The organism is Microbacterium testaceum, assembly GCF_001476285.1.
Lineage (GTDB): Bacteria > Actinomycetota > Actinomycetes > Actinomycetales > Microbacteriaceae > Microbacterium > Microbacterium testaceum_B.
In genome coordinates, this window is the sequence record NZ_LDRU01000006.1 from 1 (window position 1) to 17,371 (window position 17,371).

The following is a 17,371-nucleotide window of genomic DNA, read 5'->3' on the forward strand; positions in this document are numbered from 1 at the left end:
GGGTGGGGGAGCCGTCGGCGGGACGGCCGCGGGTGCCTGCTGTTCGGCCGGGCGTGCTGCCGGGAAGGACGGGCCCACGCTGTCCTGTCGCGGGGCGGCACCAGCGGTCCCGGCGGCGCGGGGCCGGCGCAGAAGCGCCTCGATGCGCGCGCGCAGCTCGCGCGGTCGGAACGGTTTCACGACGTACTCGTCGGCACCGGCGCCGAGTCCGAGGACGACGTCGGCCTCCTCCTCGAGCCCGGTCAGCATGATGATGTACGTGTCGCTCTGCGCCCGGATCCGTCGCGCGGCTTCGAAGCCGTCGATGCCCGGCATGTTGACGTCGAGAGTGGTGATGAGGGGCTGATAGGCGATGACGGCGCGAACCCCGTCGATGCCGTTGCCGACGGAGACCGTCGAGAAACCGGCCGCTTCCAAGACCTCGACGAGGAGATGACGGATATCCGGATCGTCTTCCACGATCACGGCCGTCTTCAGCATCTCCGTGCTGTCGCTCATCGCACCCACTCTTCTGGTTCGCACGAAAACGTGCCCACGTTCTCCCCCGAGACGCGGCGGCCACACGGACCGAGCCACATCTTTACACACTTTCGCGGGCCCCTGGGTGGCCCGGGGGCCGTTCGATGGGTGGTGTCAGCGGCTCTCACGCGTGAGTTCGACAGCGGCGGCGGGCCACCAGGTGCCCGCGGGAGGTCCTCCGTTGCATTCGCCATCGCTCTCGCCGGGGGGCTTGATCCACAGGGTCGTGTCGACGACTCCGTCGCCGAAGGAGCCGCCCGCCGGCCCGACGAGCCGTCCCGCAGGGTTGCACCACTCGGAACCGGCCGGGCCGGCGCCGTTGCGGGAGGTGTCGATGACCGCGTGGGTTCCCCCGAGGCGCTCGGAGAGGGCATGCGCGTAAGCGAACTCCGCGGCGGTGTCCTGATAGTTCGACACGTTCAGCGCCACCCCGCGCACGTCGCCGATGAGTCCCGTGGCCGAGATCAACGAGGCCATCTCGTCGACCGGATGCCACGCGGAGTGCCCGCCGTCGAGGTAGATCCAGGTGTTCGTTCCGCGGATGTTCTCCACGGCGGTCCTGAGGTAGCTCGCGCGGTCTCCTTGGGAACCGCACGAGGACGACAGTGCGATGCTGTCGGGCTCGAGGATCACGATCTTCTGTACGTCGGGTGCGTTGCGAAGCGCATCGCCGATCCGCGAGGTCCAGTCGCGGTAGGCGTCGGGGTCGAGTCCGCCGGCCGAGTGATTGCCGCAGTCACGGTCCGGCAGTCCGTATACGGCGACAGAGAGCGCGGCATCCTGATCCCGCGCCTCGGAGGCGAGATGTGCGACGCGGTCCCAGACCTCGTCGACGGGGTCGATCTCGGGGGTCAGCCAGTACGTCGTGGGCTGAGCGGCGAGCCACGTGGCGGCGGCGGATTCCTCGGGCGTGGCCGAGGCATCGCCGGCGGCTTTCGCGGCCTTCGACTCATCCGGGGCGACGATGCGCGTGTCGACGGCGGGTGGACGGGCGGCGAGGGTCTGGAAGAGCGAGGACACGAGGTTCCCCACCACGGCTATCGCGGCGATGAGCGCGACGACGACCACCACGGCACCCACCAGGAAAACGACCCGAGGAATGCGACGGCGCTGCCGGCTCGGACGATGCGCTCTCCCCACGCAGTGGACTCTATCCGAGCATGGGTTCGTCGAGGGCGGCGTTCCTTCGCGGGTAATTAATCAATGGTCGACATGTACTCTTTATTCGTGGGAAAACTGGTTTACAACGCGTTGGGTCATTCCTTCGACATCGAGGACCGAACGCTTTCCCACTTGCGCATGGTGTTCATGAACAAGCTGCGCCGCGGAGAGCCTTTCATGTTCCATTTCCCGGTCGGGGACGGAAGCGGGACGCGGACGCTCTGGATTCACCCGTCGATTCCGCTCGTCTTCCACTTCTACGGCAGTCGAGCGCCGCAGCTGAACCGCCGCTGGATCGACGAGCTCATGCATGAAGCGAGCTCGGCGAACGGATTGACGGTGATAGCCGAACCGGAGCCGGATTCGCCCGAGGCTCGCTCGGCCTAACGCTTCAGCTGCATTCGGCGTCGACGACCTCGCGCACCTGGTCGAGGAATGTCGCGATGTGGTCGGCCGCGTCCGCCGGGAGAGTGAGAGCGAACTCTCGGATTCGCGCGGTGACGGGATCGATGGCGTCGGCGTCGACGGATCGATCGAAGGGCACGACGAACTTGCTGCGCCGGTCGTCCGGGTTCGCGATGAACCCGATCAGACCGCCGGCGTGGAGCCGGTCGAGCATCCCTGTCACCGATGCGGTCGACACCCCGAGCGCCTGAGCGATCTCCGTCGGCGTCACCGTCTGTCCGTCATCGGCGCGCTCGAGGATCAACCTCATCGCTGCCCGGGCGTTCTCGCTCGGGCCGCAATCGGTCTGGCGTCGACGGGCGAGGCGTGCCTCGGCCAGGCGCAGACGCTCGACGGCGCGGGCGGCAACCGTCGAAGGGTCGTCGTTCTCCACGATTGTCATCGTTCTCCTGTCGCCCAGACCGCCCGATCGCACAGTCTAGTTAGGCAAACGAGAATCACGCATGCCTATGGATCTCGCGGGATAGCGGATAGTTCATTTCGGGACGTGGAAAAGTCACTCTTCGTGCTAGGAGATAGTTAGGGAATCTAGTAAAATTTTTGTTACGACGAACTCTGGAAGGAGGCCCGCGATGGGCTCCTTGTTCTACGGGTCCTCCGCGGACCCCATCCAGATGCCGGACCGCGTGTTGGCGCACGTCAAAGTCGTGATCGCGACGAAGCTCCGACGGGGGGAGAGCTTCACCCTCTCGTGGCGGCATCCCGAAGGCGAGACCGTGGGACGGAGCACGATCTGGCTCCAGCCCTCGATCCCGCTGCGTTTCGTCTTCGGCGATAGTGAGCCCGAGATGCTCGATCCGTCTCTGCTCCAGTTGTACGCCAACTCGGCGAACTCGTCCGGCGGACTGACCGTCGACATCGGTGCGACGGAACGGTCCGCCCCACTGCCCGCGTAGGTCCTGGTCAGATCGAAGCGACGGCGCGACGGCGCGCGATCAGCGACACCCACTCCCACGCCGGGCACCGCGGGACGCCCCGCGCCACGACGTGCTCCCACGCCTCGACGTACACCTCTTCGAGAAGCAGCGCGGACCGTGTCGCATTCCGCGTCAGGACCAGAAGCACGGCATGGATGCGGGGAGCAGTGAGGTCGTAGAACGCGCCGAAGGCGTCACGGTCTCCCGCTGAGGCGCGCGTGAGGAGGGTGTCGGCATCCGCGTCATCGGTCGCCGCCGGCGGCATCTCCGTGATGGTCATGCGCTCCTCCTCCCGCTGGTGGTCACAGTCAAACGCCGTCCTGCGGGCGGAGGCCGGGGGTTGCGCGAACCGACCTCCTCGCGTAGGCGCCGGTGACGGTTCACCCCGCCGCGCGCCCGCCCGTCAAGCCCGCGTTCGACGTGAGCGGCGGAGCCTACGGTGAGGTCATGAAATCGCTCGTACGGTGGACGCTCGCAGCGGCCATGATCTTCGCCGGCGCCTCGCACCTGACGTTTGCGCGTCGCGACTTCCAGGCCCAGGTGCCCGACGCTCTCGTGGAACGGCTTCCCCTCGATCGCGACCTGGTGGTCGTGGCATCCGGAGTCGTCGAAGCGGGCTTCGGTCTCGCCCTGATCGCTCTTCCGCGGGAACGTCGGCGGATCGGCGCGGCTCTTGCGGCCTTCTTCATCGCGATCTTCCCCGGGAACGTCGATCAGTGGCGAAAGCGGCGCTCGGCCTTCGGGCTCGACACGGACCGCAAGCGCTTCACGCGTCTGTTCTTCCAGCCCGCGCTCGTGGCCGCGGCGTGGTGGTCTACGCGCTGACATACGTATGAAGTCCGTCGTGAGCCTCGAGCTCACCTTCGACCAATCATCGGATGCCGCGGTGCGACGCGAGTGGGACGCCCTGCTCGCGGCCGGCTTGCCCAGTCAGGCGCAGCACACCGGCGCGAGCAATCGCCCGCACGTGACGATGCTGGTGCGCTCCTCCCTGAACGAGATCGACGGTTCGACGTTCGAGGACGGGCTGCCCCTGGGCCTGACGCTCGGGGCTCCCGTGCTTTTCGGCCGGGGACGGAGCCGAGTGCTCGCCCGTTCGGTCGTTCCGTCGGCGGCCCTGCTGCGCCTGCATGCCGCCGTCCACGCCGAAGCGGGAGCGATCGAGGAGGACGATCACACCGCTCCGGGCGCATGGACGCCCCACGTCACTCTCGCGCGCCGCGTTCCTCTCGAGCATCTCTCCGAGGCGTTGACCGTCGTGGCCGCAGCCGGTGGCGGCGAGCTGTCCGTGCGGGCGACGTGCCTGCGGCGCTGGGATGCCGCTGATCGCACCATCACGCACATAGCCGGACGTGGCACCCTGGAACCGTGCTGACCGACGATGCGCTCTCCTTCCTCCGCGAGTACCACCTCGCGACGCTGTCGACCGTGGGGCGACGGGGGAGGATCCACGCCGTGCCCGTCGGGTTCACCTACGAGGACGGCGTGGTGCGGATCATCGGATCCCGTGGGACGCAGAAGTTCGTCAACGCCGAGCGCAGCGGCCGCGCGGCGGTGTGCTCCGTCGACGGGGCTCGATGGATCAGCTTCGAGGGTCCGGCACGCGTCACCGACGACCCCGAGGCGGTCGCACACGCCGTCGAGCTGTACGCGGCGCGTTACCGCCAGCCGCGCGTCAATCCCGAGCGCGTCGTGCTCGAGATGACCGTCGAGCGCGTCCTCGGCTCTCAGCCGTTCCGCGCCTGAGCGGCGTACCCTGGAGACATGTCCCCCGTCTCCTCGTCGATGCCCACCGGGCGTGAGGGGGTCGTCGGCGTGCGAAACGCCGGCGGCAGAGGCGCCGACCGCGCCGTTTCTCTCGCCGGCTGACCGGCGCCGGCGCGGGCCCGACATCTCGGGTCGCGCCCTTCCGCCCACCGCCCCCCTCGGGCGGCCGGGCTCCGCTCGCGCGCAGCACTGCTGCGCGCGGCATTCTGCTGCACGGCCGATGGTCGCGCAGCCCATCGACGGGATTCCTTCATGCACGCTCTCACCCCTGCCTCCGTACGCTCTTCGTTCGTCAATGTCTCGACGCGCGAACGCAGCGCCCTGGTCATCCCCACCGATCTCGACGGGAACGACTGGGACCGCTTGGACTATTTCGGTTGGCGCGACCCCAAGACGCCCCTCCTCGGGTTCGTCGTCGCCGAGATCGACGGAAAGCCGGTCGGTCTGCAGCTGCGCCAGGCCGAGCAGCCCACGCGGTCACGTCCGCAGTGCTCCTGGTGCGCCGACGTGACGCTGCCCAACGACGTCGTCTTCTTCGCCGCTCGGCGCGCGGGCAAGGCGGGCCGCGCGGGAAACACCGTGGGCACCCTGCTCTGCGCGAACTTCGAGTGCTCGCGGAACGTCCGGCGTCTCGATCCTCCGGCGTACCTCGGGCACGATGCCGCGGCCGCACGGGACCGCCGCATCGAGGGTCTGCGCGCGCACGTCGACAGCTTCTTCCGCGACCTGCGCGACGGAGCCTGAGGACACCGATGCCCCTGCCGCCGCACAAGCTCGGCGGCGGGGGTGCGGGCGCATCGACCCGCGGACTGCGATACTCGACGCGATGTCTCGCGCCGTCCCCCGCCCGATCGCGCTCCTCGTCGCGATCGCCGTGGCGGGCGCAGCGGTGACGGCGTGCGCGCCCGCATCGACGGCATCCCTCCCTCCGGCAACCGCCCCCTGCCAGGCCGGGGCCGTCGAGGTGCCTCCGGGGGCAGACGCCCTGCAGAGCGCGCTGGATGCCGCCGTCCCGGGCGATGTGCTCCAGCTGTCGCCCACAACATACTCCGGGCGGTTCGTCGTATCGAAGGCGGGGACGACGGAGAGGCCGATCGTCCTGTGCGGCTCATCCGGCTCGGTCATCGACGCGGGTGGCACGGAGGACGGGTACGCGCTCCACCTCGACGGCGCGTCGTTCTGGCACGTGCAGGATCTGAGCGTGCGCGGCGGGCAGAAGGGAGTGGTCCTGGATGCCGCCTCCCACACCGAACTGTCTGGACTGAACATCTCCGGCGTCGGACAGGAGGGGCTGCACCTGCGGTCCGCGAGCAGCGACAACCTCGTGCACGACATCGTGGTCGAGCGCACCGGGCTCACCGACCCGAAGTACGGAGAGGGCGTGTACGTCGGCTCGGCGCAGTCGAACTGGTGCCGCTACACCTCGTGCGAGCCTGACCGCAGTGACCGCAACGTGTTCGAGCGGATCGAGGTGCGCGGCACCACCGCGGAGGCGCTCGACGTCAAGGAGGGTACGACCGGGGGAGTCGTCCGCGCCTCCGTCCTGACGGTGGGTCCGGATGCCGTGGTCGACAGCGCGGTCGACCTGAAGGGCAACGGCTGGACGATCGACGACACCACCGTCACGGGGCCGGTGGACGCGGTCTCCGTGCACGTCATCCTTCCGCCGTGGGGCGCGGAGAACACGGTGACGGCGAGCAGCCTGCAGTCGGGAGCGGGCGGATTCGGCGTGCATGTCGTCGGCGACGCCCGGTCGGCGGGCAACATCGTCTCCTGCGACAACAGCGTCACGGCGGGCGCGTCCCTGGCCAACATTCCCTGCCGGTGAGCTTCTCGCGGTACCCTTCAGTGTCTTCCCCCGGACATCCAGTCGCGTTACCCGACGCGCGAGGGGGAGAGTGATGGCCAACGCGTCCTTCGGCGAGCAGCTGATGTGGGTGCTGCCATTCGGCTACCTCGGCATCGTCTCGTGGGGTTTCTGGCTCGTCCGGAAGATCCTCGCCGCGACCGCGCGTCCCGTGAAGAACCTCTACCGGACGACGACCACCGTTGTGGTCCCCTCGTTCCACGAGGATCCCGATGTGCTTCTGCGGTGCCTGCAGACGTGGGTCCGGCAGGGTCCCTCCCGCATCATCATCGTTCTCGACGTGGCCGACGTGGAGGCGCAGACCCGAATCGAGGCACTCGCTCTGCCGACGGTCGATGTCGTGATGTTCCATCACCGGGGGAAGCGTTCGGCGCTGGGGGTCGGCATCCGCATGGTCGACACCGAACTCACCCTCTTCGTCGACTCCGACACCGCGTGGGAGGACGGGATGCTGGATGCCGTCCAGATGCCGTTCATCGACCCCGCGGTCGGAGCGGTGAGCACGCGCCAGAACGTCTACCTGCCGAAGTCCAGCGTATGGCGGCGCGTGGCGGACTGGATCATCGACCTGCGCTACACCGACTACGCCCCCGCGATGGGCCGCTTCGGCGGCATCATCTGCGCGTCCGGTCGGACCGCCGCCTATCGCACCTCGGTGATCCAGCCTCGGGTGGAGGACCTCGAGCACGAGATCTTCCTCGGCAAGGAGTGCGTCGCGGGCGACGACGGTCGTATGACCTGGCTGGTGCTCTCGCAGGGCTTCCGCGTCGCCCACCAGGACAGCGCACGCGCCCTTTCGATGTTCCCCGGGACGTTCCGCGCGTTCGTCAAGCAACGCGTCCGGTGGAGTCGCAACTCCTTCCGCTGCTATCTCACGGCCATCCGCCACGGCTGGGTCTTCAAGGTGCCGCTGATCTCGCAGATCACGATGATGCAGATCCTGCTGACGCCGTTCACGATGTTCGTCGCTCTGGCGTACGTGGCTCTGGCCGCGCGCGCGGAGCATCCCCTGCTGGGGCTCGGCCTCGCGGTCGTCTGGCTGTTCGTCGGTCGCGGCATCCGCGGGATGTCGCACCTGTGGCGGCGTCCCGAGGACATCGTCCTGCTGCCGCTCGTCACGCTCGTCATCATCTTCATCTCGCTCCCGATCAAGGTCTACGCCTTGTTCACCATGAACAAGCAGGGGTGGCTGACACGATCGGCCGACACCCAGGGTGGCGAGGGGCAGACGGAGGCGAGCCTCGGTGGCGAGGGGCAGTCCGCCGAGAGCCTCGGGCTCGTGCCGCAGACGACGGAGGTGACCCGTGACCGATGAGGGAGGGATCACCGCCCACGAACGCGGGGACAGCCACTTCGCGTTCCGCGGCGTCGCGCGGGTCGTCATGGTGGTCGCCGTGGTCGTCCTCGTGGCGGGGGTCATTCTCGCGGGCAACTTCATCCACACGGGAACGTTCCTGCCCTGGCTGAGCAATGATGCGCGGTCGAGCACCGCCGTGGTGGGACCGGTGCCCGACCCCACCGAGAGCGCCGCGGAAGGTGCCCCCGACGCTGCGGCGCCCCAGACACCGGCTGATCGCGTGGCAGCCGAGGACACGCGTCTGTCCGCCGTCGCCGCGCTCGGGAGTACCGATCCGGCTCTGATCGACACCTGGAACACCGTCGTGCTGGGCGCGAAGAACGGTCAGCCGACGGGATACTCGCTCGCCGACCTCGTCGCCCTCGGCGCGGCACGCCAGGACGACGCGACGACCTTCACCCTGCTACGCAACGTCGTCGTCCGTTCCGGAGCCGAGCTCGACCTCGTCGCCCCGGGCTCGACGCTGCGGATGACGAGCTCCCCGGCGGGCAGTACGAGCATCGTCGGCTGGGGCGGGCATCTGCTGTTCGGCGGTCTCGAAGGATCGCCGTTGCGCATCACGTCGTGGGACGACTCGAACGCCGCCCCCGACACCGACGAGTCGGACGGCCGAGCGTACGTGCGCGTTCGAGACGGCATCCTGGCCTCGTCGTACACCGACTTCTCGGACCTCGGGTATTGGAGCGGGCGCACCGGGGGGCTCGCCATCACGGGCAGCGGGACGGTGGACGCCGGTGCCCGGCTCGAGAACTCGACGATGACCGGACTCCATTACGGTCTGTTCGCATCGGAGAGCACCGGGGTCGGCGTGTTCGACTCCACGATCACCGACTCGACGCTGACGGGCTTGGAATTCACCAACGGCGGTCACGACTTCCGGGTGGACCGCACCACGGTCCGCGATTCCGGTTCGGACGGCATCTCGCTCTCGCGCCAGTCGCGCGCGCTCACTCTGAGCGACGTGACCGTCGAAGGCGCAGCCGGCTGGGGTGTTCGAGTCGATGGGTCCGCCCTCGCGGACGGGCCGACGACGGGTGGCTACGGGCTGACGCCGTCGACCGGATTCACGCTGACCGACTCGCGCGTCCAGGACAACCGCGACGGCGGCGTGCGCGTGATCTCGACGGATGACACCGAGATCCACCAGTCCACCGTCGACGAGACCCGGACCGCCGTCCTCGTCGAAGGACCCTCCACCGGGCTGTCGGTGACGAACGCCGACCTCTCGTCGAGCGAGCTGCGTGGTCTCGACATCAACGGTCGGATCACGGATGCCAAGGTCTCGGACTCGCGCATCGTCGGACGACGGATCGCCACCGAACTCACGGGCGCCTCGGTCGTGATGAGCGGTAACGATCTGAGCGTGACCACCGGCTCCGCGATCGAGCTGGCAGACGGAGCCCGTGCGGACATCACGGGTAACACGTTCCACGGCGTCGGTCAGGACGCCGTCGCGATGTGGTCCGACTCGCGCACGATGCAGGCCGACAACGACGAGAGCGGCTGGACGTTCCAATGGGCGTGGGTCGGCTGGATGAACGAGCACCCGATGATGTGGATGTGGGCGCTCGTCCTCCTCATCCCCGCGATCGGGCTGCCGGTGCTGTGGAGGCGGCGTCGGGAGCACCAGCGGCTGCGCGAGTTGCTCCGCGAAGCGCTGCTCCGGCACGGCGAGGAGCAGGTCGCCGCGTATCGCGCGCTCCCGGCGGCGGAGACCGTCACCGCGCCCGCCGGTGTGCCTGTACCCGTGGCCGCGATGGCCCCCGCCGCGGCCTCCGCGGAATCGGGCGGCGAGAGCGGCGGCCCGATGCGCGATGCCCCGCACGGCGTTCCCCCGCGTCCGCGGGCGCCACGCGCTCCCGCGACGGCGCGACCGCGGTCGTTTGCGGACCTCCGCACGGGGGCCCTCGAGGGACGGACCTTCGCCTCGCTCCGCGAGTTCGCCATCGCTGCCGTGATCGAGGGAGGGTACTCGGTGCCCACCATCTCGCGGCTGTTCCGGATCCAGCAGTGGCGTCTGCAGCAATGGGTGGACGATGCCCTTCTGATGCACGCACCCCCGGTGAAGGAGCAACGATGAGCGATCACCTCGAAGCGGATGACCGGCTCGACGACGTGCTCCGCGCGCTCGCCGATCGAGTCAGGATGCTTCGGCGCGGTCGAGGGATCTCGCTGAGCGACCTGGCGTTCGAGTCGGGCCTGTCGGAGTCGCGTCTTCGCGGAGTGGAGTCCGGTCGGACGGCCCCGTCGTTGGCGACTCTCCTGGCGCTCGCCGAGACCTTCGAGATCGCCCTCGCCGACCTCTTCGCACACGCGACAGAGGTGCGGGATGACGGAGCGGATGCCGAGCCGCTCAGCCCCTACGTCGTGCCGAGCGAGGTCGTCTGGGGAGGGGAGCTTCCTCCGGCCCCCTGGGTGAGCGCCTCGGGTGGCACGGCCGACGACGCCACCGTGCCGGACGTGGAGCACCGCTCTCCCGCGCCGACGGCCGCTCCGACCGCTCCGCCGTTCGCGCCGACCGAGAAAGTCTGGGGCGGTCCGCTTCCGCCGGCGCCGTGGATGACCCAGGCATCCGTGCAGGCCGACGTCGTTGTCCCTCCGGTCGTCGAGCCGGCATCCGAGCCGCTTCCCCCGGAGCCCGTTCCCGCGCCGGCCGTGCTTGCGCACCGAGCGGCCACGTCCGCTGCCACCCGTGCCCACGACTACGCGCTCGCCCACGGCATGCGGGAGAACTCCGCCTACGTCTTCGCGGCTCCCGGCTCCGCGACGAACGCGGCCCCGCGGACCTTCTCGGATCTGCGGACCGGCGCATTGGCCGGACGGGATTTCCGCTCGCTCCAGGAGTTCGCTGTGGCCTCCGTCGTCGAGGGCGGGTACGCGCTCGCCGACGTCGCGCGGGTCTTCCGCATCCCGTCGTGGCGACTGGACCAGTGGGTGCGGGAGACCGGGCACACCCCGCGCTGACGGATGCGCCCGGCGCCGCCGGGCCTAGAGCGCGCGCAGCTTCTCGAGAAGAGGGGCGGCGATCTCGTCGACGAACCGCTGCTGCTGTTCGTCTCCGACCTGCACGATCGCGATATCGGTGAACCCCGCATCGATGAACGGGCGCACGCTCTCCGCGAGCTCGTCGAGGTCGGGACCGCACGCGATCGAGTCGGCGACATCCTCGGGACGCACGAACTGCGAGGCCCCCGCGAAGCCGGCGGGTGTCGGGAGGTCGGCGTTGACAGCCCACCCTCCGGCGAACCAGCGGAACTGGTCGTGAGCGCGGGCGACAGCGGCATCCCGGTCAGGATCCCAGCTGATCGGGATCTGCCCGATCTTGCGGGACTCGCCCTCGTGGTGCTGGTCCCACCCCTTGACGATGTCCCCGTCGGGCTCGGTCGTGATGAGGTGATCGCCCAGCGGCGCGAAGCGCTCGATCGAGTGCTCGCCCGAGACCGCGACCCCGATCGGGACTCCGCCCTCGGGGGCGTCCCACACGCGGGCCGAATCGACGCGGAAGTACTCGCCGTCGTAGGTCACGAGGTCGCCGGTGTGGAGGGCGCGGATGATCTCGATCGCTTCGACGAGCATGTCCTGGCGGGCGTGCACCGCGGGCCAGCCTTCGCCCACGACGTGCTCGTTGAGGTTCTCGCCGGAGCCCAACCCGAGAGTGAACCGCCCCTCCGAGAGCAGCTGCAGCGTCGCCGCCTTCTGTGCCACGACCGCGGGGTGGTATCGCACCGTCGGGCACGTCACGTATGTCATCAGTTCGACGTCCGAGGTGGCATGCGCGACCGCCCCGAGCACCGTCCAGGCGTAGGGCGCGTGACCCTGGCTGGTGAGCCAGGGGGAGTAATGGTCGCTGGAGACCAGGAAGTCGTAGCCCGCGCGCTCGGCGCCGACGGCGTAATCGATGAGGGCCCGGGGGCCGCTCTGCTCGGTCATGAGGGTGTACCCGAATCGCGTCATGCGGGCCACGGTAGGCCGCACGCGTATCGCGCTCGCCGGGGTTGCGCGTCGGCATCGGATACGGCAACGGGCCCGCGGCGTAAGCCGCGGGCCCGTTGCCGTAGCGTCAATCCTCCGGCGCGTGGATCACCTTCTCGTCGTCGAATGTCGTTCGATCCGCCTTCTGGGCGTCGTTGCGCGTCTTGCGCAGGCTCAGCCAGGTTGCCACCGCCACCGTCGCGGCGATGAACAGCAGCGAGAACCAGATCGGAATCTCCGGCACCCACAGCAGCGGCTCACCGCCGTTGATGAAGGGCACCTCGTTGACGTGGAGGGCGTGGAAGACGAGCTTGACGCCGATGAACGCGAGGATGACGGCCAGGCCCTGTGCCAGGTAGACCAGACGCTCCAGCAGACCGCCGATCAGGAAGTAGAGCTGACGCAGGCCCATCAAGGCGAAGGCGTTGGCGGTGAAGACGATGTACGCCTCCTTCGTCAGACCGTAGATCGCCGGAATCGAGTCGACGGCGAAGACGAGGTCGATGAAGCCGATGGCGATGATCACCAGCAGCATGGGCGTGACGAACCGCTTGCCGTCCTTGCGCACCGTCATCTTGTCGCCGTTGTACTCCTCGCTGACGGGGAGGATGCGCCGCACGAACTGCATGAACTTGCCGTTGGCGGGGTCGCTGTCGCCGTGGGAGAACGCCTGCTTGTAAGCGAGGAAGAGCAGGAGGGCGCCGAAGAGGTAGAAGATCCACGAGAAGTTCTCGATGAGAGCCGCGCCGACGGCGATGAATCCTCCGCGCATGATGAGCGCGATGACGATGCCGATCATCAGCACCTTCTGCTGGTACTTCTTGGGCACCGCGAACCCGGTCATGATGATCAGGAACACGAAGAGGTTGTCGATCGACAGCGCCTTCTCGGTCAGATACCCGGCAAAGTACTCGCCGCCGTACGTCCAGCCCGAGAACACGCCGATGCCGACGCCGAAGAGCAGGGCGAGGCCGATGTAGAACGCGGACCACCGGGCGGATTCGCCGATCGTCGGCTCGTGCGGCTTACGGACGTGAACGAAGAACTCGAACACGAAGAACGCGATCGTCACGGCGATCGTGATGATCCAGATGAGCGGGGTGACGCCCATGGAGGCCTCCAAGGGAAATAGGTGTACGACAAGACACCAAGGTCTCCTCCACCCGGCGAGATGGGCCGACGTCCCGGGTCCACGATGGTGTGGCCGTATTGACGAGAACGTCGCGGTGGGAGTACTCCCCTTGCTGAGCACGATTCTAGCGGACGCACATGACCGCGCGGGGGCTGGACCCCGATCCGTGCGCTGTGCTAGTCGGTGGAGAGGGTCGCCGCGCGGGTGCCGCGCAGGTCGACATGCAGCGCGGCGGAGCCGGCCGTCGGGTCGAGACCGAGGGCGGTCAACGCGTCGAAGCGCGCGTCACCCGCGGGTGCAGTGACGCGGAGGCCGGTGAGCTCCAGCCGGGGAAGGTCCCCCAGGCCCGGATGAGGGCTGTCCTGCCAGTCGATGAGGAAAGGGAGTCCGTCCCACGCGTTGCCGGCGCGTCGGGTCAAGCGCCACGACAGCTGAACGCCGTCCGGGCGCACGCGCCCGAGCGGCTCCACGTCGCCCGGATCGGCGCCGAGGCTGCGCAGGCGTTCGACGGTGGCATCCAGGTCGTCTGGACGAAGGGCGAAGCCTGCGAGGCGCGGGGCGCTGAGGCTGCTGATCCCGAACGTGGGAATCTCGGATGCCGTGCGGACACCGTCGGGGTCGGGTCCGATGATCTCGAGGTAGCGGCGACCGGGCTGGCCGTCGACGGTGAGCGCGATGAGCGCGTTCGCGGTGCCGGTCGTCGTGTGGCGGCCGCCGGGGGCGCCGCGAACTCCGGTGAGGCGTTCGATCTCGTCGATGGCGTCAGCGAGTGAGGGGCCCGCGAAGACGAGATGGTCGAGGTCGGTCGACATGAGGTGCTCCGATCGGTCGCTTCTTCGACTCTGCCGCTCTCCCACCGCTCGCGCATCCGCGACGTCATGCGGCGTCACCGTCCTCGCGTCAGAGCGGTGGGTGAGACCCGCCCGTGACGACGTCGACGAGGGCGCGCATGTCGTCGGCGTCGAAGTCTTCGCGACTGAGCGCTCGGAGGATCACCGCGCCGAGCAGGGCCTCTGCGGCCGCCTCGAGGCGTGCTCCGCTCGTTCCGCCCATCGCCTGCGACAGGCGCTCCATGAGGGGCGCGGCGAGGATGGCCTCGCGCAGGCGTCGCCCGATCTCGGCGTTCTCCGCGGCCGCGGCGACGAACGATCGGAGGAGCCCCTCGCCGTCGGGACTCGCGCGGAGGGCGAACAGGTCGGCCAGCCACGCCGCGAGATCGCCGCGGGCATCGCCCGTGTCGGGGAGATGACGCCGGCCGTCCAGCAGGTGGCCCTCGAGGATCGCCTCGGCGATGACGTCGCCCTTGCTCGACCACCAGCGGTAGATCGTCTGTTTGCCGACCCCCGCCCGCCGAGCGATCCCCTCGATCGCGAGGTGTTCGTATCCGCCCTCGGCGAAGAGTTCCGCCGCCGCCTCGAGGATCGCCAGACGGGCGGCCTCGCTTCGGACGGGGCCACTGCGCGGAAGAGCCATGACACACATTCTGGACGAGACTCAACAGAAAAGACGAGACGGTCCGTGTTATCTTTGCGTCGACTGGTCGGAGCCGACGGTGCTCTCTCGTGCACCGCACGAGAGGAACCCCTTCATGGCTGAACTGCTGCATCGTCTCGGGACCTTCGCGGCCCGCCGCGCATGGACGATGATCGCCGCGTGGGCCGTCATCCTCGGTCTGGTGGTCGGCGGCTTCCTCATCGGCTTCAGGGGCCTCAGCTCGAGCTTCGACATTCCCGGGACGGCATCCGGAGACGTCGTCGCCCACCTCCAGGACGAGCTGCCGGACTTCAGCGGGGCCTCCGGCACGGTCGTGTTCCGCACCGACGACGGAGCGGCTCTCACCGACGCGCAGAAGGGCGAGATCAGCGCGCTCGTGTCGTCGGCGGGTGACCTTCCCGACGTCGCGCGGGTGACCGACCCCTTCTCGACGCAGCAGCAGCTCGACGATCAGCGGCAGCAGGTCGTCGACGGTCGCCAGCAGCTCGCCGACGCTCGCGCGCAGGCGGAATCGGGACAGCAGCAGCTCGACGCGGGGAAGGCGCAGCTCGACGCCGGACAGGAGCAGCTCGACGCCGGGCGCGCAGAGGTCGAGGCTGCGCCCCTGCCTGCCGTGCAGAAGCAGGCCCAGCTCGACGCTCTGAACGAGCAGCAGGCACAGCTGGACCAGCAGCGCGCTGCCCTCGAACAGCAGCAGACGCAGATGACCGACGGGCTCACGCAGATCGCGGCGCAGGAGACGCAGCTCGCCGATGGTGCCGAACTCCTGTCTTTCGCGGATGCCATCCGCCTCGTTTCCGACGACGGTTCGACCGCGATCGTCAATGTGTCGTTCGACAAGCCCCGGCTCGAGCTCCCGGAAGCATCGAAGGAAGCGGTCGTCGAGCACTTCTCGACGAGTGTCTCCGGGGTCGACGTCGCCTTCAACACCGAGATCTCGCAGGGCATCCCCGAGATCTTCGGTGTCGGCGAGGTCATCGGCATCGCGGTCGCCGGTGTCGTCCTGCTCGTCGTCCTCGGTTCCCTCCTCGCCGCCTCGTTCCCGATCGTGACGGCGATCGTGGGGGTCGCGATCGGAGCCATGGCCACCCTGTCGTTCTCGGGTGTCGTGCAGATGGCATCCGTCACGCCTTTCCTCGGCGTGATGCTGGGGCTCGCCGTCGGCATCGACTACGCGCTCTTCATCCTCTACCGCCACCGTCGTCAGCTCCTCCAGGGTGCTGACGTCATCGAGTCGATCGGACTGGCCAACGGTACGGCGGGCAATGCCGTCGTGTTCGCCGGATCGACGGTCATCGTCGCCCTCCTGGCTCTCAACATCACCGGCATCCCCTTCCTCGGACTGATGGGTACCGCCGGTGCCGTCAGCGTGCTCGTGGCCGTCCTGATCGCGGTCTCGCTGACCCCGGCGCTGCTCGGGCTCGCCGGCACGCGGATTCTCAGCAGAAGGGCGCGCGCGAAAGCAGTCGCCGCGCGGGAGAACGGTCAGCCCCGTCGAGTGGCGCCTCTCGATGTCGAGGGGCGCGCCGCCCGCGTCGACACCGCGCCCGTGGCGACGGCCCGCCGCGAGGTGCGGCCGATGTCGACCGTGCGCGCCGTGGTGACCATGGTGGTCGCGATCGCCGCGCTCCTCGTCATCGGCCTTCCCGCGCTGTCGATGCGTCTCGGTCTCCCCGACGGCGGGTCCGAGGCGGAGGACTCCTCCGGCTACAAGGCGTTCACCTGGACCGAGCAGGCCTTCGGCGCGGGATCGAACGCGCCCCTTCTCATCACGGCCGCCCTCCCGGACGGCACCGCCGAAGCCGACGTGCAAAGCCTGCAGCTCCAGGTCGCCCGGGAGCTGTTCGCGCAGGACGACGTCGCCGCGGTCGCGCCGGTCGCCGTCTCGGACGATCGCAGGCTCGCGGCGTTCCAGGTCATCCCGACGGAGGGGCCGAACGCGGTCTCGACCGAGCAGCTCGTCCGCGACCTGCGCGCGCTGCCGCCGGTGAACGGCGACATCGAGCTCGGCGTCGCGGGCGCCGCCGCCATCAACATCGACATCTCCGAAGGCCTGGCCGACGTCCTGCCGGTCTACTTGATCGTCGTCGTGGGCCTGTCGTTCCTCATCATGGTCATGGTGTTCCGCTCGTTGCTCGTGCCTCTCATCGCCACCGGCGGCTTCGTGCTCTCGCTGTTCGCGACCTTCGGCGCCGTCACCGCGGTGTTCCAGTGGGGATGGCTGGGCGACCTCTTCGGGGTGCACAATCCCGGCCCGATCCTGAGCTTCCTGCCCGTGATCCTCGTCGGCATCCTGTTCGGTCTCGCGATGGACTACCAGCTGTTCCTCACGACCGGCATGCGCGAGGCATGGGCACACGGAGCCAAGCCGCGCCTCGCGGTGGCGCAGGGTTTCCGCGCGGGCCGCACGGTCGTGACCGCGGCGGCGATCATCATGATCGCCGTGTTCTCGGGGTTCATCACCTCCGAGGCGGTCATCATCAAATCGTTCGGTCTCGGCCTCGCGCTCGGGGTCCTGCTCGACGCCTTCCTGGTGCGCATGCTGCTCGTCCCGGCGATCATGCACGTGCTCGGTGGAGCCGCGTGGTGGTTGCCGCGGCGGCTCGACCGTGTGATCCCCAACGTCGACGTGGAGGGGTCCGCGCTTGAGCGTCGTCACCCCGCCCATCACGGCTGAGCAGTCCGTCGTCATCGGCGCAAGCCCCCGACGACCGGGGACG

General features: G+C 68.9%; 19 protein-coding genes. 11 read left to right on the forward strand and 8 right to left on the reverse strand.

Features of this window, described 5'->3' with window-relative positions; all coding sequences use genetic code 11:
* Together NS283_RS01585 and NS283_RS01590 are read right to left on the reverse strand one after the other, a co-directional pair.
* A partial coding sequence (locus tag NS283_RS01585) for a response regulator transcription factor (RefSeq protein WP_193752610.1) occupies nt 1-498 on the reverse strand: 498 nt, incomplete at its 3' end.
* Between the two features lie 135 nt (nt 499-633).
* A complete protein-coding gene (locus NS283_RS01590) occupies nt 634-1,590 on the reverse strand; it encodes a glycoside hydrolase family 6 protein (protein WP_241490357.1) in 957 nt (318 codons plus the stop codon).
* A gap of 156 nt (nt 1,591-1,746) precedes the next feature.
* On the opposite strand from NS283_RS01590, the gene NS283_RS01595 reads away from it, so the two are divergent.
* Nucleotides 1,747-2,067 carry a DUF7882 family protein gene (locus NS283_RS01595; protein WP_058595178.1) on the forward strand — a complete coding sequence of 107 codons (321 nt, stop codon included), beginning with the start codon at nt 1,747-1,749 and terminating at the stop codon, nt 2,065-2,067.
* Between the two features lie 4 nt (nt 2,068-2,071).
* Here the strand turns inward: NS283_RS01595 and NS283_RS01600 are convergent, their stop codons facing one another.
* Nucleotides 2,072-2,527 carry a MarR family winged helix-turn-helix transcriptional regulator gene (locus NS283_RS01600; RefSeq protein ID WP_081317196.1) on the reverse strand — a complete coding sequence of 152 codons (456 nt, stop codon included), beginning with the start codon at nt 2,525-2,527 and terminating at the stop codon, nt 2,072-2,074.
* A gap of 190 nt (nt 2,528-2,717) precedes the next feature.
* Here NS283_RS01600 and NS283_RS01605 point away from each other — a divergent pair, with 190 nt between their 5' ends.
* Nucleotides 2,718-3,041: a DUF7882 family protein gene (locus NS283_RS01605; protein WP_058595134.1), complete on the forward strand. Its 324-nt coding sequence runs from the start codon at nt 2,718-2,720 to the stop codon at nt 3,039-3,041.
* A 7-nt stretch (nt 3,042-3,048) separates the two neighbouring features.
* Here NS283_RS01605 and NS283_RS01610 read toward each other — a convergent pair whose 3' ends face one another.
* Complete coding sequence (locus NS283_RS01610; RefSeq protein WP_058595135.1) at nt 3,049-3,342, reverse strand: hypothetical protein; 294 nt, start codon at nt 3,340-3,342, stop codon at nt 3,049-3,051.
* 167 nt (nt 3,343-3,509) lie between these two features.
* Here NS283_RS01610 and NS283_RS01615 point away from each other — a divergent pair, with 167 nt between their 5' ends.
* From NS283_RS01615 to NS283_RS18540, 8 genes are all read left to right on the forward strand, one after another.
* Nucleotides 3,510-3,887 carry a DoxX family protein gene (locus tag NS283_RS01615; protein ID WP_058595179.1) on the forward strand — a complete coding sequence of 126 codons (378 nt, stop codon included), beginning with the start codon at nt 3,510-3,512 and terminating at the stop codon, nt 3,885-3,887.
* A 19-nt stretch (nt 3,888-3,906) separates the two neighbouring features.
* Nucleotides 3,907-4,437: a 2'-5' RNA ligase family protein gene (locus NS283_RS01620; RefSeq protein WP_241492166.1), complete on the forward strand. Its 531-nt coding sequence runs from the start codon at nt 3,907-3,909 to the stop codon at nt 4,435-4,437.
* The gene (locus tag NS283_RS01625; RefSeq protein ID WP_058595137.1) at nt 4,431-4,808 is read left to right on the forward strand and encodes a PPOX class F420-dependent oxidoreductase; all 378 of its coding nucleotides are present in this window, start codon (nt 4,431-4,433) and stop codon (nt 4,806-4,808) included. Before NS283_RS01620 ends, NS283_RS01625 begins: the two co-directional genes overlap by 7 nt.
* 273 nt (nt 4,809-5,081) lie before the next feature.
* Nucleotides 5,082-5,573 (forward strand): FBP domain-containing protein, encoded by a 492-nt coding sequence (locus tag NS283_RS01630; RefSeq protein ID WP_058595138.1) that lies wholly within the window; start codon nt 5,082-5,084, stop codon nt 5,571-5,573.
* An 82-nt stretch (nt 5,574-5,655) separates the two neighbouring features.
* Nucleotides 5,656-6,657: a hypothetical protein gene (locus NS283_RS01635; protein WP_058595139.1), complete on the forward strand. Its 1,002-nt coding sequence runs from the start codon at nt 5,656-5,658 to the stop codon at nt 6,655-6,657.
* Between the two features lie 73 nt (nt 6,658-6,730).
* On the forward strand, nt 6,731-8,011 hold the full coding sequence (locus tag NS283_RS01640) for a glycosyltransferase (protein WP_058595140.1): 1,281 nt from the start codon (nt 6,731-6,733) through the stop codon (nt 8,009-8,011).
* A complete protein-coding gene (locus NS283_RS01645; RefSeq protein ID WP_058595141.1) occupies nt 8,001-10,133 on the forward strand; it encodes a right-handed parallel beta-helix repeat-containing protein in 2,133 nt (710 codons plus the stop codon). Before NS283_RS01640 ends, NS283_RS01645 begins: the two co-directional genes overlap by 11 nt.
* Complete coding sequence (locus NS283_RS18540; protein ID WP_058595142.1) at nt 10,130-11,017, forward strand: helix-turn-helix domain-containing protein; 888 nt, start codon at nt 10,130-10,132, stop codon at nt 11,015-11,017. Before NS283_RS01645 ends, NS283_RS18540 begins: the two co-directional genes overlap by 4 nt.
* Nucleotides 11,018-11,041: 24 nt before the next feature.
* Here NS283_RS18540 and NS283_RS01655 read toward each other — a convergent pair whose 3' ends face one another.
* The 4 genes from NS283_RS01655 to NS283_RS01670 form a co-directional block, all read right to left on the reverse strand.
* The gene (locus NS283_RS01655; RefSeq protein WP_058595143.1) at nt 11,042-12,007 is read right to left on the reverse strand and encodes an LLM class F420-dependent oxidoreductase; all 966 of its coding nucleotides are present in this window, start codon (nt 12,005-12,007) and stop codon (nt 11,042-11,044) included.
* A gap of 106 nt (nt 12,008-12,113) precedes the next feature.
* Nucleotides 12,114-13,136 (reverse strand): TerC family protein, encoded by a 1,023-nt coding sequence (locus NS283_RS01660; RefSeq protein WP_058595144.1) that lies wholly within the window; start codon nt 13,134-13,136, stop codon nt 12,114-12,116.
* 197 nt (nt 13,137-13,333) lie between these two features.
* Nucleotides 13,334-13,969, reverse strand: a complete 636-nt coding sequence (locus tag NS283_RS01665) for a VOC family protein (RefSeq protein ID WP_058595145.1) — start codon at nt 13,967-13,969, stop codon at nt 13,334-13,336.
* Between the two features lie 88 nt (nt 13,970-14,057).
* A complete protein-coding gene (locus tag NS283_RS01670; protein ID WP_058595146.1) occupies nt 14,058-14,630 on the reverse strand; it encodes a TetR/AcrR family transcriptional regulator in 573 nt (190 codons plus the stop codon).
* Nucleotides 14,631-14,745: 115 nt separating this feature from the next.
* Between NS283_RS01670 and NS283_RS01675 the strand changes: the two genes are divergently transcribed.
* Nucleotides 14,746-17,328: an MMPL family transporter gene (locus NS283_RS01675; protein ID WP_058595147.1), complete on the forward strand. Its 2,583-nt coding sequence runs from the start codon at nt 14,746-14,748 to the stop codon at nt 17,326-17,328.
* Nucleotides 17,329-17,371 lie beyond the last annotated feature (43 nt).

Bases quoted from the DNA above. Each gene is read 5' to 3' on its own strand.
- NS283_RS01600 (WP_081317196.1), bottom strand. From the start codon at position 2,527: ATGACAATCGTGGAGAACGACGACCCTTCGACGGTTGCCGCCCGCGCC.
- NS283_RS01605 (WP_058595134.1), top strand. From the start codon at position 2,718: ATGGGCTCCTTGTTCTACGGGTCCTCCGCGGACCCCATCCAGATGCCG.
- NS283_RS01610 (WP_058595135.1), bottom strand. From the start codon at position 3,342: ATGACCATCACGGAGATGCCGCCGGCGGCGACCGATGACGCGGATGCC.
- NS283_RS01615 (WP_058595179.1), top strand. From the start codon at position 3,510: ATGAAATCGCTCGTACGGTGGACGCTCGCAGCGGCCATGATCTTCGCC.
- NS283_RS01630 (WP_058595138.1), top strand. From the start codon at position 5,082: ATGCACGCTCTCACCCCTGCCTCCGTACGCTCTTCGTTCGTCAATGTC.
- NS283_RS01635 (WP_058595139.1), top strand. From the start codon at position 5,656: ATGTCTCGCGCCGTCCCCCGCCCGATCGCGCTCCTCGTCGCGATCGCC.
- NS283_RS01640 (WP_058595140.1), top strand. From the start codon at position 6,731: ATGGCCAACGCGTCCTTCGGCGAGCAGCTGATGTGGGTGCTGCCATTC.
- NS283_RS18540 (WP_058595142.1), top strand. From the start codon at position 10,130: ATGAGCGATCACCTCGAAGCGGATGACCGGCTCGACGACGTGCTCCGC.
- NS283_RS01655 (WP_058595143.1), bottom strand. From the start codon at position 12,007: ATGACGCGATTCGGGTACACCCTCATGACCGAGCAGAGCGGCCCCCGG.
- NS283_RS01660 (WP_058595144.1), bottom strand. From the start codon at position 13,136: ATGGGCGTCACCCCGCTCATCTGGATCATCACGATCGCCGTGACGATC.
- NS283_RS01665 (WP_058595145.1), bottom strand. From the start codon at position 13,969: ATGTCGACCGACCTCGACCATCTCGTCTTCGCGGGCCCCTCACTCGCT.
- NS283_RS01670 (WP_058595146.1), bottom strand. From the start codon at position 14,630: ATGGCTCTTCCGCGCAGTGGCCCCGTCCGAAGCGAGGCCGCCCGTCTG.
- NS283_RS01675 (WP_058595147.1), top strand. From the start codon at position 14,746: ATGGCTGAACTGCTGCATCGTCTCGGGACCTTCGCGGCCCGCCGCGCA.